9 protein-coding genes are annotated in these 14,056 nt (G+C 72.8%); 6 read left to right on the top strand and 3 right to left on the bottom strand.

Going from position 1 to position 14,056, the window contains the following annotated elements; genetic code table 11:
• Positions 1-96 precede the first annotated feature (96 nt).
• From Adu01nite_RS16430 to Adu01nite_RS48495, 3 genes are read right to left on the bottom strand one after another with little or no spacing between them, the layout of a single operon-like run.
• Complete coding sequence (locus Adu01nite_RS16430; protein WP_203727731.1) at positions 97-846, bottom strand: P-loop NTPase; 750 nt, start codon at positions 844-846, stop codon at positions 97-99.
• Positions 847-859: 13 nt separating this feature from the next.
• Positions 860-1,705 carry a M15 family metallopeptidase gene (locus tag Adu01nite_RS16425; RefSeq protein WP_203727730.1) on the bottom strand — a complete coding sequence of 282 codons (846 nt, stop codon included), beginning with the start codon at positions 1,703-1,705 and terminating at the stop codon, positions 860-862.
• Positions 1,706-1,724: 19 nt separating this feature from the next.
• Complete coding sequence (locus Adu01nite_RS48495) at positions 1,725-3,503, bottom strand: phosphatase PAP2 family protein (protein WP_275414659.1); 1,779 nt, start codon at positions 3,501-3,503, stop codon at positions 1,725-1,727.
• A gap of 145 nt (positions 3,504-3,648) precedes the next feature.
• Between Adu01nite_RS48495 and Adu01nite_RS16415 the strand changes: the two genes are divergently transcribed.
• From Adu01nite_RS16415 to Adu01nite_RS16390, 6 genes are all read left to right on the top strand, one after another.
• The gene (locus tag Adu01nite_RS16415; protein WP_203727729.1) at positions 3,649-4,980 is read left to right on the top strand and encodes a jacalin-like lectin; all 1,332 of its coding nucleotides are present in this window, start codon (positions 3,649-3,651) and stop codon (positions 4,978-4,980) included.
• Between the two features lie 35 nt (positions 4,981-5,015).
• A complete protein-coding gene (locus Adu01nite_RS16410) occupies positions 5,016-9,524 on the top strand; it encodes a PAS domain S-box protein (protein ID WP_203727728.1) in 4,509 nt (1,502 codons plus the stop codon).
• 78 nt (positions 9,525-9,602) lie between these two features.
• Complete coding sequence (locus Adu01nite_RS16405) at positions 9,603-10,103, top strand: sortase domain-containing protein (RefSeq protein WP_203727727.1); 501 nt, start codon at positions 9,603-9,605, stop codon at positions 10,101-10,103.
• A gap of 40 nt (positions 10,104-10,143) precedes the next feature.
• Positions 10,144-11,301 (top strand): glycosyltransferase 87 family protein, encoded by a 1,158-nt coding sequence (locus Adu01nite_RS16400; RefSeq protein ID WP_203727726.1) that lies wholly within the window; start codon positions 10,144-10,146, stop codon positions 11,299-11,301.
• Complete coding sequence (locus Adu01nite_RS16395) at positions 11,298-12,305, top strand: hypothetical protein (RefSeq protein ID WP_203727725.1); 1,008 nt, start codon at positions 11,298-11,300, stop codon at positions 12,303-12,305. The genes Adu01nite_RS16400 and Adu01nite_RS16395 overlap by 4 nt, the downstream gene beginning before the upstream one ends.
• A gap of 2 nt (positions 12,306-12,307) precedes the next feature.
• Positions 12,308-13,942, top strand: coding sequence for a rhamnogalacturonan lyase B N-terminal domain-containing protein (locus Adu01nite_RS16390; RefSeq protein ID WP_203727724.1), 1,635 nt, complete (start codon positions 12,308-12,310; stop codon positions 13,940-13,942).
• Positions 13,943-14,056 lie beyond the last annotated feature (114 nt).

Raw genomic sequence — 14,056 nt, 5'->3', positions numbered from 1 at the left:
TGCTCGGCGGCGGACTTCAGCCGCATGGCGGGCATGCTGCGGCGGCTCTGCACCGCGGCGTTCGAGACCGGCAATCCGGTCGGCTGGACCTGACGGCTATGGCGTCGCGATGTGGGCGGCGACCGCGGCCAGGACGGGGGCCAGGTCGTCGGCGGTGATCGCGGCCTCGGGCCGGAACGGGAGCCGCGCTAGCCGGGGGACGCCGGCCGCCCAGATGGTGCGGTCGTCGGGCGCCGGGGCGTGCAGGTCGGTGCGCTCGCCGCAGCAGGGGCACGCGAAGTAGGCCATGTTCTCCACCCCGCCCAGCACCGGCGTCCGCACCTGGCGCAGCGTGCTCAGGGCGCGGCCGGTGTCCAGGTGGGACACCTCGGCCGGGGTCACCACCAGGATCGTCGTCACCCGCCCGGCGCCGGAGAGCACGCCCTGCTGGGTGAAGTTGACGCCGGGCGGCAGGTCCACGATCAGGGCCTCGACGTCACCCCAGACGGTTTCCCGGATGAGCCGGCCGAGCATGAGATCGCCCAGGTCGGACCCGAGCGCCAGGCCCTGCCCGCCGGCCATCAGGAAGCCCGCGGACGCGACCTTGAGGCCGTCCACCTCCATCGCTTCCAGCCCGGAGTCACGTCCGCCGCCGTGCGCCCACCGCGCGAGGGTGACCGACCTAGCCGGCGCGTCCCGGCGCAACCCCAGCATCCGCGGCACGTCCGGCCCGGCGATGTCGGCGTCGACCAGCCCGATCCGGCGGCCGGCGCGGGCCAGCTCGCGCCCGATCGCGACCGCGACGCTCGACTTGCCGACCCCGCCCTTGCCGCTGGCTACCGCGACGATCGGCCGCTGTACCTCCATCCGGCCACAGTACTCAGCCGCCGTTGGCGGAGAAGTGCATGAAATCCTTCAGCGATCGGTAGTCGCCGCCCCACTTCCAGCCGACCGCCGCGAACGCCCGCACGACCGGCCCACCCGCGAGAATCATCCCGGCCCGGACGGTACCCCGGTCGAGGTAGGACGTGGCCAGCTCGGGAAGGACAACCTTGCCCTTGTGGTACGGATTCTGGAACGGGTCGACGTCGACCGCGAGCCCGTACGCATGCTGTGACCAGCTCTTGCTGCCCCGCACCGGCCGGCACGCGAACACGGCGGTGGTGTTGCCGTCCCCGGTCGGCGGCGCGTTGAGCTCGGCACCGCTGGTGACCCGCATCCGCTCGATCGGATAGCCCTGGGCGAAAAGCGTCCCGAATACCTTGACCAACGGCTCGGCGGCGCGTGCGTTGACCAGCAACTCCCCGGTGTGCGCCCGCCCGTCGAACCCCCGGAAAACGACCGTCACATACCTCAGCTCGGCGGCTTTCACCGGGCAGGCGGTGGTCCAGGTGGATCGGGAGAGTACGTCCGGGGGTACGGCCTGGATCGTCGAGTGGAAGCCGCCGTCGGCCGGGGGCGGCAGGTCGTCGGTGGTGACGATCGACCGGTCACGCAACTCCGGCGGGGTGTCCTGAGCGGCCGCGAACCCGTTGGCGCCGACCGTCAGCACCCGCGTGCCGAGCCAGGCCGGCGCGGCGGTGGCGCTGCCACGGGGCTCGACCGACGGGCTCGAAGCCGGCGCCGAGGTGGTAGCGGAGGTGACCGCTGCCGGTGGGCTGGAGCACGCTGTCACCAGTCCACCGGCCAGCAGAGCCGCCAGCAGGCGCCCGACACGGGTGGTCATGCCGAGAAACAGTAGCCAATCAGCCGCGCCGGAGGCGGACCGTGACGGTCGTGCGGGTGTAGGTGACCGTGGCCTGGTAACCGGCCGGGGCGACCACCTTGCCGAACTTTCCGGACACGCGGCGGGCGCGCAGGACGGTCTCGCCGTGGACCTCGAGGACGCTCTGGGTGCCCAGGACGGCGTCGCCGCGGACGTCGAGGTGGCCGCCGCGGGCGATCAGGGTGCCGGTCTGCTGGCGGTAGTCGCCGTTCACGGTCAGGTCGGCGGCCTGCAGGGTGCCGCCGGTGAGCAGCACGTCGCCGCAGCCCAGGGCGGTGCGGGACGCGGCCGCCAGAGTGCCGGCCGCGACCGTGGTGCCGCCTCGGTAGGAGTTGTGGCCGGTCAGGGTCAGGGTGCCGGTGCCGCGCTTGATCAGGCCGCCGCGGCCGTCGATGTCGTTGCGCCAGGCGTCGGCGGCCGTGCCGTCCAGGGTGACCACCACGTCGCGGTCGAAGGCGCCGTAGCCGTCGGCCGCGGCGAACAGGTTGAGGCGGCCCCAGAATTCGGTGCCGTCCAGCAGCGGCCAACCCGCGCCCAGGGCGGTGGTGCGCAGGACCTCGCGGCGCTGGGCGGCGGTCAGGTACGGCTGGCGGGTTTCGAGGAGCACCTCGGCGCCGGTCGGCACCACCATCTCGGCGTTCGAGCGGCCGCGCGGCAGGCCGTACGTCAGCTTCGGGGTGACGATTCGCTCGTTCGCCGCCCGCGAGGCGTAGGCGTCGGTGGGGTCGGCGCGGTGGGCGTCGGCGGTGATGCCGGGGCCGAAGTAGGACAGGGCCTGGGCGCGGGCGGCGGTCTTCACCGTGGCGTTGGCCGGGTCGTTGAGGATCGCGGCGGCCAGGGCGGTGGCCAGGATGCGGCCGCCGATCACGTCGACGGGGGAGTGCATGCCGGCCACGATGCGGGTCTCGGCCAGGTCGAAGGCGGCGGTCACCAGCTCCTGGAAGCGCTCGGGCACGGCGTACGCAAAAGCAAGCGCGGCCAGGTAGAAAGCGTTGGTGTGACCGCTGGGGAAACCGCCGTCCTCGGCGGGGGTGGTGCTGCGCTGGCGCAGCAGTTGCGGCACGACGGTGACCGGAGAGTCGTAGATCGGGAAGCCGAGGTCGTCGACCGCGCCGGTGTCGACCACCTGACTGGCCGCGTTCATCCGCCAGGGGCGCGGGTACTGGTAGGCGGCCTTGCTGGGGTTGCCCGAGGAGTACGCGCCGCGGACGGTGTTGACCAGCGTGACCACCTGGCCGAGCGCGGAGGTGGCGGAGCCGGCACCGAGTGCGGAGCCGGCCGGCGCGTCGGCGGGGACGGCGTCGTCGATCTTGGTGGCGGGGGTGCCGGCCGGGGCCGCGGTGATGCCGGTGACGGCGAGTGCGCCCGCCTTGTAGCTCGCGGCGAGCGGGCCGAGGCCGGCGATCGCGGCGTAGCTCTGGTGCTGGCGGTCCTGGATGAACGCGCGGGCCTCGTCGGCGGCGCTGCGGTGGCCGGTGATCCGCACGCAGTAGCGCAGGTTGGCGCGCAGCGTGGCCTCGTCGAGGGCGGTCCCGGTGTTCCAGGCGGTGCCGGTCCGCCACAGCCGCTGCATGCCGGAGAGGATCCGGACGGCCGCGTTGGTGTCGGCCGTCAGGTTGCCGGTGACGTTCGTCTTGTAGTCGTCGACGAAGGCGGCGGCGGTGGCGGCGAGGGCCGGGCGAGCGGCCAGGACGGCGGGGGCCATGGCCGCGGCCACGGCGGAGCGCAGCAGCGTGCGGCGGCTGAAAAGAATTTCCACGCACAGATGCTTTGCAGTTCGGGCGGCCGATGGGCGAACACGCGTTGGTCAGGTTGTGAATCTTGAAGTAACGCGACCTTTTTTCACCTTTGAGGATAAGTGGAGGTCTTCCCATCGACGGCTGTCGAACCCTACTGTCCGGTACATGTCCCGTATCCAGGCCGGTCTGGCCGCCGCCTTCCTCGCCGCCGCCGGTCTCGCGGTGGTCGCCTCGCCGGCCCAAGCCGCGAGTGGCACCTTCACCGCTCTGTCCTACAACGTGGCTGGCCTCCCCGAGGGCCTGTCCAGCGCGCCCACCCCGCGCGACACCGCCACCACCGCCATCGGCCAGCGACTTTCCCCCTACGACGTCATCCACGTCCAGGAGGATTTCAACTACCACGCCAATCTGTACGCCGCCGACACCCACGCCTACCGCACGCCGACCAGCGGCGGCGCGGGCATCGGCAGCGGGCTCAACACGCTGTCGAACTATGCGTACGACGGCGACGACTTCGAGCGGGTGCACTGGAACTCGTGCCAGATCGACTCCGGGGACTGCCTGACCCCGAAGGGCTTCACCTTCATGCGGCAGCGGCTGGCCGAGGGGGTGTACGTCGACCTCTACAACATCCACACCAACGCCGGCACCAACGCCGGTGACCTGACGTCGCGGGCCGACAACCTCAACCAGCTGTCCGCGTTCATCGCCACCCACTCGGCCGGCAACGCCGTGCTCGTGATGGGCGACTCGAACACCCGCTACACCCGGACCGGGGACACCATCGCGGCGTTCGCGGCGGCGAACGGACTGACCGACGCCTGGGTGAAGATCGAGCGCGCCGGCGTCGCGCCGCCCATCGGCACCGACGCGCTGGTCTGCGACGAGAGCGCGATCACCGACACCTGCGAGGTGGTCGACAAGGTCCTCTACCGCAGCAGCAAGTTCCTCACCCTCAACGCCACCGACTACCACAACGAGCACGCCGCTTTCCTGGAGACCGGGACCGGGCTGATGCTCAGCGACCACGACCCGATCAGCACGAAGTTCAGCTGGTCGACAAACGCCGCCTTCGCGATGAGCGAGCAGTTCGGCGGGCCGCACGGCGACTACTACAACGACATCGACAAGGTGCCGGCGGCCGGCCGGGCCGGCGCGATCAGCCTGCGCGCCGGCAGCCGGGTCGACCAGGTCGGCCTGACCCTGAGCACCGGGACCGTGCTGGCGCACGGCGGCACCGGCGGCACCGCGAAATCGCTCACCCTGGGCACCAGCGAGTACGTCACCGCGGTGAAACTCTGCTCGGGCAAGTACAGCAACACCACCCGGATCTTCTACGTCCAGTTCACCACCAGCTCCGGCAACACCCTGGCCGGCGGCACCACCACCGCCGACTGCGTCACGCGGACGGCGCCGAGCGGCTGGCAGGTGGCCGGTTTCTCGGGCCGCTCGGGCGATGAGGTGGACAAGGTCGGGTTGATCTACACGAAGAGGTAGCTCACATCGGGGGAGTTCCCGCCGAACGGAACCGTGTGAGTGTCGGCTACCTGGATCGGCCGGCCGACAGCGAGGCCTGGTTCCGGTCGGTGTTCGACTCCTCGCCGATCGGCATGGCCGTGTTCGCCCCGGACGGCGCCTGGCTGCGGGTCAACCCCGTGGTCACGGCGCTGCTCGGGTATGCCGCCGACGAGCTCACCGCCCTCGACCTGGCCGCCGTCGTGCACCCCGACGACCGCGACGAAGAGCAGGAACGACGAAAAGAACTGCTGGATGGTACGGCGGACAGCTACCAGGAACAGGTGCGGCTGCTGGGGCCGGACGGGCGGGTGGTGCCCTGCCTGCTCGGGGTGACGGTGCTGCGCGACGACGGCGTACCGGTCCAGCTGTTCGCCCAGATCGTCGACCGCACCGCGGCGATGGCCGCCCGGGAGGCCCTCGAACGCAGCGAGGAGCAGTTCCGGACGGCGTTCGAGGTGAGCCCGCTCGGCGCGGTCCTGGCCGGTGCGGATGGAACGATCCGCCGGGTCAACCGGGCCTTCGAGGAGCTGGTCGGCCGGCCCGCGGCCGACCTCACCGGGCACTGCTTCGTCGAGTTCACCCACCCCGACGACCGCTCCGGCAACGAACGCGAGAACGACCGGGTGGGCGCGGTTCCGGGCACGGTCGCGGCCTTCGACAAGCGTTACGTACGCCCGGACGGCGTGATCGTCTGGGCCCGGGTCAGCATGACCAGCATCCCCGGCACCGACGGCGGCCTCGACCGGCTGCTGCAGTGCGAGGACATCACCGCCCGCAAACTGGCCGAAGAATCGGCCGCCGGCGAGCGGCAACGGCTGCGCACCACCATCGCGGTGCAGCGGGAGGTGATCGCCGCCGCCACCGACCGCAAGACCGTGCTCCGGCTGATGGCCGACCGCGCGCTGCAGGTGCTCCCGGCCGGCGACTCGGCCGTCGTGCTGCTGCTCGGGCCGAACGGGAAGACCCTGCGCGCGGCGGTCGGCACCGGCGCCCTCTCGCACCGCCGGATCCCGGTGCTGCCGGTCGGCGGTTCGCTGGCCGAGCACGTCCTCGCCACCGGGCTCACCCTGCGCACCGGTGACGCGGGCGCCGACCCGCGTGGCAACCGCGACTTCAACGCCGCGGTCGGGGTCCGCTCGCTGCTGCTCGCCCCGCTGCGCACCCCGACCGGCCCGCTCGGCGTGCTGGCGGTGGCCAGCCGGCACGCGGACGCCTTCGACGACGCCGACGAGCAGCAGCTCACCCTGCTGGCCGACGCCCTCGCCGCGGCGCTGCGGCACGCCGACGACGCCGCCCACAAGCAGGACCTCCTCGCCCGGGCCACCGCCGCGGTGCAGGAGCTGGAGGCGGAACGCACCGCCGTGCTGGCCGGGGTGGAGCGGCTGGCCCGCAGCGAGCGCCGGTTCGCCGAGGTCTTCGAGCACAGCCCGGTCCCGAACATCGTGATCGGGCTGCGCGGCGCCGACCGCGGCCGGATCCTGCTGGCCAACCCGGCCTTCCAATATCTGCTCGGCTTCGGCCCGGGCCAGCTCCCCGACGGCGACCTGCCGGCCCTCGCGCTGGCCGTCGCGGACGCCGGCGACGACGTCGGGCCGGCCCGCGAGGCCGAGCTGCACCGGGCCGACGGCAGCCGGGTCACGGTGGCCGTTCATCTGCTCGCCATCACCGACGACCGGGGACCGGAGTCGGCGGTGGTGCAGCTGCTCGACGTCACCGCCGAGCGGCAGGCCCGGGCCGACCTGGCCCGCAGCGAGGAACAGTTCCGCACCGCCTTCGACGGCTGCCCGATCGGCCTGCTGATCACCGACGAGCACGGCCGGTTCCAGCGGGCCAACCCGGCCGCCGCCGCCCTCACCGGCCGGCCCCGCGGGGAGCTCTTCGGGCTCACCCACCGGGAGATCACCGACCCGGCCGACCTCGACGAGGCCACCCACGGCCGGCTCGCGCTGCTGCGCGGCGCCCGCGATGTCTCCTACGACGCCCGGCTGCGCCGGCCGGACGGCACCGTCTGCTGGACCCGGGTCACCCTGGCGCTCATCCCCGGCCCGGCCGGCCGGCGCTGGTGGCTGGTCCAGCTCCAGGACATCTCGGCCGAGCGGACCGCCGCCGCGGTCAGCGAACGCGAGGTGCGCCGGCTGCGCGCCACCCTCGCCGTGCAGCGCGAGGTCACCGCGGCGGCCGGCACCCGCGACGCCGCCCTGCAGGTGGTCGCGGTGCGGGCGGTGGAGCTGTTCGACGCGGCCGACGGCTCCGCGCTCGAACTCGTCGACGGCGACGACCTCTACTACCAGGCCACCGCCGGGAAGCTGGCCACCGCGGCCGGTGCCCGTGTCAAGATCAAGGGGTCGCTCAGCGGCCGGGTGCTGGTCACCGACGCACCCGCGCACTCCCCGGACACCACCGAAGACCCGCGGGTCGACCGGGCCGCCTGCGAGCGCCTCGGCATCGGGTCGATGCTGATCGCCCCGCTGCACGCCGAGAACCGGGTGATCGGCTGCCTGAAGATCTCGGCCACCCGGTCGCACGTGTTCGACGAGACCGACGAGCAGCAGCTCGCGCTGCTCGCCGACAGCCTCAGCTCGGCCCTGCGGCACGCCGACGACGCCGAACGCAACGCGCAGCTGCTCGCCGAGCGGACCGGCGCGCTCAACGCCCTGGAGGCCAGCGAGACCCGGTTCCGGCTGGCGTTCGAGAACTCGCCGCTCGGCCTCACCCTGGTCGGCATGGGGGAGTCCGACCGCGGCCACTATCTGCAGGTCAACCCGGCGATGAGCGCGATCACCGGCTACCGCGGCGCCGAGCTGATCGAGATGACCTACAAGGACCTGGTGCACCCGTCGGACGTGCCGGACGACGAGGTGATCGAGGAGGCGATCGCGGCCGGGCTCACGCCGTACCGCGCCGAGATGCGTTACCGGCACAAGGACGGGCACGTCGTCTGGGTCTCGGTGGCCGGGGCGCCGGTGTTCGACGACCGCGGCGACCCGCTCTACGTGGTCAGCCAGGTCGAGGACATCACCGCCAAGCGGGCCGCCACCACCGAGCTGCGGCGGCAGGCCCGGCTGCTCGAACTCATCCCGGCCGCGGTGATCGTCCGCGACCTGGACGGGACGATCCGCTGGTGGAACGCCGGCGCGGAAACCCTGTACGGCTGGCCGCTCAGCGTCGTGCAGGGCCGGCACACCAACCGGTTGCTCGCCACCGGATTCCCGGGCGGGGGGAGCGACCAGGTCGTGCGGGACAGCCTCGACCGGGACGGGCACTGGAATGGCACGCTGGAACACCTCACCGCCGGCGGCCGGACCGTGACCGTGGTCAGCCGGCAGGTGCTGCACCGGCCGAGCACCGGCGCCGACCCGCAGGTCCTGGAGATCAACACGGATGTGACCGCGGCCCGCGCCGCCGAGAAGGCCCTGGCCGAGAGCGAGCAGCGGTTCCGGGCCCAGTTCGCCAACTCGGCCGCCGGGCAGATCATCCGCAGCCTCGACGGCACCGGCACCCAGGTCAACCCGGCCTACGCGGCGATGCTCGGCTACCCGCCCGAGGAACTGGTCGCGGTCGGCGACACCTACCTGGTGCACCCGGACGACTTCGCGACGGTCCGGCACGGGATCGCCGGCCTGTTCGCCGGGGACGCCACCGCGTTCACCCATGAGGGCCGGCTGCGGCACGCCGACGGCCACTGGGTCGACGTGTCCGCCACCATCTCGCTGGTCCGCGACGAGATCGGCCGCCCCAAGAGCATCATCGGCGTGGTCACCGACATCTCCGCGCGGCGGGCCGCGGAGAAGGCCCGCGACTCCGCGGCCGCCGCCCTCGGCGAGCGCAACATCGAGCTGGAGGCGGCCAACCAGCTGAAACTCGACATCATCGGGATGCTCGGCCACGAGATCGGCAACCCGCTGTCGTCCATCCGCGGCTACGCCGAGCTGCTCTGCGACAACCCGCCCGAACTCGACGAGGACCGCCGCGGGCGGGCCGTCGACGCGATCGCCCGGCAGGGGGAGCGCCTCGACGAGATCGTCCGCGAGGTGCTCGCCATGGTCAGCATCGACGCCGGCTCGATCACCGCGACCCGGCAGGAGCTGTCCCTGCGCGGCGAGGTCGAGGAGGCGCTCGCCTCGATGGACCTGGACCGGATCCCGGTGGCCGGCGCCGACGCCCGGGTGCTCTGCCACCCCGGTCACCTCCAGCAGATCCTGGTCAACCTGCTCTCCAACGCGGCCAAGTACGGCGGCGGCGCCACCGCGATGCGGCTGACCGGGGACGGGCGCGGGCACGCCAGCGTCTACGTCGAGGACAGCGGGCCGGGCGTGCCCGAGGAGTTCCGGCCGCACCTGTTCGAGCGGCTGGCCCGGGCCGACCGGGACGCGGCCAGCGTGAAGGGCACCGGGCTCGGCCTCTACATCGTGCAGGGGCTGGCGCACGCCAACCACGGCGACATCCACCACGAACCCAACCCGGGCGGCGGCTCCCGGTTCGTGGTCACCCTGCAGACCATCGCACTGACCGATCACGGATAGAAGTGTTCCGGTGCCGCGGCGCCCGGGTTAGCGTGCGGCGGGGCGGTCTCGCCCCGCCGCGCACGGGGAGATGCCGCCATGACCGAGAGCTATTTCCCGCCGGCGCCCGCCGCCGGCCTGCGTGACTTCCGCGTGCTCGGCCCGGCCATGCCGGTCCGGCTGGAGATCCCGGCGATCGGCGTGAGCACCGTCGTGGTGCCGATGGGCCTGTGCGCCGACGGCACCCTCGACGTGCCGCCGCCGCTCGGCGACGCCCCGGCGGTCTGGTACCGGAATTCGCCCACCCCCGGCGAGTTGGGGTCGTCGCTGATCGCCGGGCACGCCACGGTGGCCGACGACGCGCCCGCGGTGTTCTTCCGGCTGCGGCTGCTGCGCCCGGCCGACCGGATCGCGGTGCGCCGGGCCGACCGCAGCACCGCCCGGTTCGCGGTGGCCGGCGTCGGCATCTACCCGACCGCCGCGCTCCCCGCCGACCACGCCTACGGCCCGCCCACGCAGCCGACCCTCACCCTGCTCACGATCGGCGACGGCCAGGACCGGAGTCTGGTGGTCTCGGCCTCGTTGCTGCCGGAGGACTGACCGACTCAGGGCAACCGCCACCGCGGCCGATCGGGTTGGGGTGAAGGTTGTTTCGCCGCGGGCACGTGGGCTGCTGCTGATCGCGGTCGCCGCGCTCTTCGCCGGGCAGGAGCTGTACGCCGTGCTCGGCGGCTGGGTGATCGTCGGCATCGACTTCGTGCCGCTGCGCGACGCCGCGCGGGCGCTGCTCGACGGCACCCCGGTCTTCGCCGACCCGCACTTCGTCTACCCGCCCACCGCCGCGGTCGCCCTGTTGCCGGCCGCGTTCGGCTCGGCCACCGCCGCGTTCGTCGGCTGGGTGCTCGCCGGGGTCGCCGCGCTGCTGCTGGCCGCGCTGCTGCTGGCCCGGGCCGCGCCGCGCTCGCAGCGGCTCACCGTGTTCGGGGTGGCCGCGATGGGCCTGCTCGGCGGGGTCATCGCGGGCCGCTCGCTGTTCCTCGGCAACCTCAGCGAACTTCTCGTGCCGGTCGCGGTCGGTGTGCTGCTCGCCTTCCACCGCGGCCGGTGGGTGCTCGGCTGCGCCCTGCTCGCCGCCACCCTGCTGATCAAGCCGCTGCTGGCGCCCCTCCTGCTGGTGCCGATCCTGCATCGCCGCCGGCGAGCGCTGGCCACCACCATGCTGCCGGCCGGCGCCCTCCTGGTGCTGTCGGTGCTGCTGGTGCCGGGCGGCCGGGAGTTCCCGCACGTCCTGCGCTACGTCGTCGGCGGCACCGACCTGCACGACCGCAACGCGATCAACAACCTGTCGCTGCGCGGCTGGGCCGAGGGGCAGCACGCCCCGCACGTCCTCGGCGTCGCGGCGGCGGTCGCCGTGGTCCTCGCCGTGCTGTGGCGGGTCGGCCGCGGCGGCGGGAGCCGGCTCTCGCCGGTCTGGCTCGGCAACGGGCTCCTGCTCGGCACGTTCCTGGCCGGCGGCATCGCCGAGGTCCACTTCCTGCTCATCGCGTACGCCGGGATCCTGCTCTTCGTCGTCGTGCACCGGCTGCCGGCCCGGGTCTGGGCCCGCTTCCTGCCCGGGCTGTTGCTGCTGGCCGTGCCGGGCAGCTATCTCAACCTGCTGCTCGGGCAGCGCAGCGACGGCCAGACCTGGCTGGTCGCGGCCGAGGTGCTGCTGTTCGTGGCGCTGCTCGCCACCCCGGTCGGGGGAGTGCGGTCCGGGGCGTGGCTGCGGCGGCGGGCCGTGCCGGTGCCCGCGTGAGGGTGGTCGCGGCGCTGCTGGCCGCCCTCTTCGGCGTCCTCACCGTGACCGTGCCGCCGGACGTCGCCGACTTCGCGGCCGCCGCCGATCAGATGCTGCACGGCCGGCTCGGCGAGGTGTATGCCGCCGCCTGGAACCAGGCCGGCCCGGCCCAACTGCTGATCAGCCGGCTGCTGATGATCGGCGGCGGGCGGGACGGCCTGCCCGCGCTGCCGGTCGTCGCGCTCGTCGACGCGGCGCTGGTGGTGGCGGCGATGTGGCTCGGCCGCGGCGACCGGCGCCGCGAACTGTGCGCCGGTGGGCTGGCCCTGCTGTGGGTGCTGGCCCCGCTGCCCTGGAACGGGCATCCTGCGGAGCTGGCGATCCCGGTGCTCTGGGCGTACGCAATAAGTTTGAAAAAGCCCTTGCCCGCCGCGGCCGTTCTCGCGCTCGGGGTGGCCATCGCCCCCTGGGCGATGCTCGGGATTCCCTGCCTGCTCGCCGCTGTGCCGCTGCGCCGCGCCCTGTGGACCGGTGTGCTTGCCGCCGGGCTCGGCGTCGCCTGCTACCTGCCGTTCGTGCTGACCGGGCACTTCGCCATGTTCGACCTGCGCTGGCGGGTCGCGAGTCAGACGATCGCCGGGCTGCTCGGGGTGACCGAGGTGACCTGGTGGCTGCGGCTCGCCCAGGGCGTGATCGTGGCCGGCGGCGTCGCCCTGATCGCCGGCCACTCTCGTGGCCTTCCGCAAGCGGTGCCGCTCGCCGCCGCGCTCCTCCGGGTGGTCACCGATCCGGTCGCCTACCCCTACTACTGGTACCCGGTCGCGGTGGCGTCGTTCCTGCTCCTCGCGGTCGAGCGGCGGCGTCTTCTGATCACCGGCGGGATCGGCTATCTGGCGCTGCTGGCCGAGTCGGGGAACTGGACCGTGCCCGGGGCGCTCGCCTGTCTCGCGCTCGTTGTCGTGATGATCAGAAAAACCGGCGAAACCGAGGCAACCTTTCCGGCGGTGATCGCCACCAGGTAGGCATGTCGATCATCTCGTCCCCAACCTCGCACCGGCGCCTCCCCTCGCGGCGCCGGCGCGGCCTGCTGGCCGGTGGCGTCGCCGTGGTGGCCGCCGCTGCCGGCATCGGCCTGTTCGGCGGCCAGCCCTGGGCCTCCGCGGCCACCAACATCACGTACGACACCGGCAGCGGCGTGACGTTCGTGGTGAACGCGACAAACGGCAACATCACCTCGCTCAAGCACAACGGCACCGAGCTCGCCCAGTCCGGGCAGGCCGCCGGGCAGTTCGAGTCGGGCTGGTCGTCGGCCGCGGTCACCAGCAAGACGTTCAGCAACGGCGCGCTCCTGGTCACCGCCGCGAACAACGACATCGGCGTGACGATGTACTACTTCGCCCGCAAGAACGACAACACGATCTACATCGCCACCAACATCACCAAGGCGCTGAACCCCGGTGAGGCCCGCTTCATCACCCGGCTGAGCTCGAAGCTGCTCACCACCTCGCCGGTCGCCGCCCGCACCGCCAACAGCACCGGCACGGTCGAGGGCTCGGACGTCTTCAGCTTCGCGAACGGCCAGACCGCGTCGAAGTTCTTCAGCTCGCAGCGGCTGATCGCGCAGCAGCCGTTCGGGGCCAGTGGCAACGGCCACGGCGTCTACATCATCCCGGGCAGCAACGAGATGACCTCGGGCGGACCCTTCTTCCGGGACATCGAGGTGAACGACACCGGCGGCGCCGTGAACGTCACCCAGTACATGTTCAGCGGCCACTACAACACCGAGGGGCTGCGGCTCGGCCTGCACGGGCCGTACGCGATGGCGGTCACCGACGGTGCTCTGCCGGCCGGGCGCAGCCTCGACTTCCTGTCCACGTACATCCCGGGTCTGCTGTCGAACGCCGTTCGTGGCGCGGTCAGCGGGACCTCCGGCGGGTCGTGGAACGGCCAGCGCGGCACGGTCGCCCTGTCCGGGCCGAACGGCCAGTACTGGGGGCAGTCCAAGTCCGGGCAGTTCCTGATCGGGCACGTCCGGCCGGGCACCTACACGGCCACCCTCTACGCCGGTGAGCTCGCGGTCGGCGCCACCAAGCAGGTCACCGTCACGGCCGGCGCGACCAGCACCCTCGCGCTGACCGGCGACGTCCCCGCGGCCGGCACGCTGCTGCAGCTCGGCGCGTTCGACGGCACCCCGGCCGGCTTCAAGAACGCCGACAAGATCGAGACGATGCACCCGTCGGACTCGCGGATGTCGGCATGGACCGGCGCGGTCAGCTCGGCCGCCACCCTGCCGATGGCCGAGTTCAAGTCGGTCAACTCGCCGCTCGCCGTCAGCCTGCCGCTGACCTCGGTGCCGGCCAACGGCGTGAAGGTGCGGATCGCCACCACCGGCGCGTTCGCCGGCGGCCGCCCGGCCATCACGGTCGGCAGCTTCACCTCGCCCGCCTCGGCCTCGCCCGCGCCGACCAACCTCAACTCGCGCGGCATCACCCGCGGCACCTGGCGCGGCGTGAACACCACCTACACGTTCACGGTGCCGGCCAGTGCGCTCAAGGCCGGCAGCAACACCATCTCCGTGTCGGTGCTGAGCGGGTCGAGCGGGGACACGTTCCTCAGCCCGAACTTCATCTTCGACGCACTCGCCGTCGACCCGGCCTGACGAAACCACCGATGGTCCCGGGCGCCGGGACACGCCCGGGGCCATCGGTACCTCTTTCGGGGCGCCTGCGCACAGTCGCCTTTCCTTGCAGATACGCCCGATTCGGCACGGGAG

Origin of the sequence: Paractinoplanes durhamensis (assembly GCF_016862175.1) — a bacterium.
GTDB classification, from domain to species: domain Bacteria; phylum Actinomycetota; class Actinomycetes; order Mycobacteriales; family Micromonosporaceae; genus Actinoplanes; species Actinoplanes durhamensis.
This window is presented reverse-complemented; position numbering and strand designations above follow the sequence as displayed.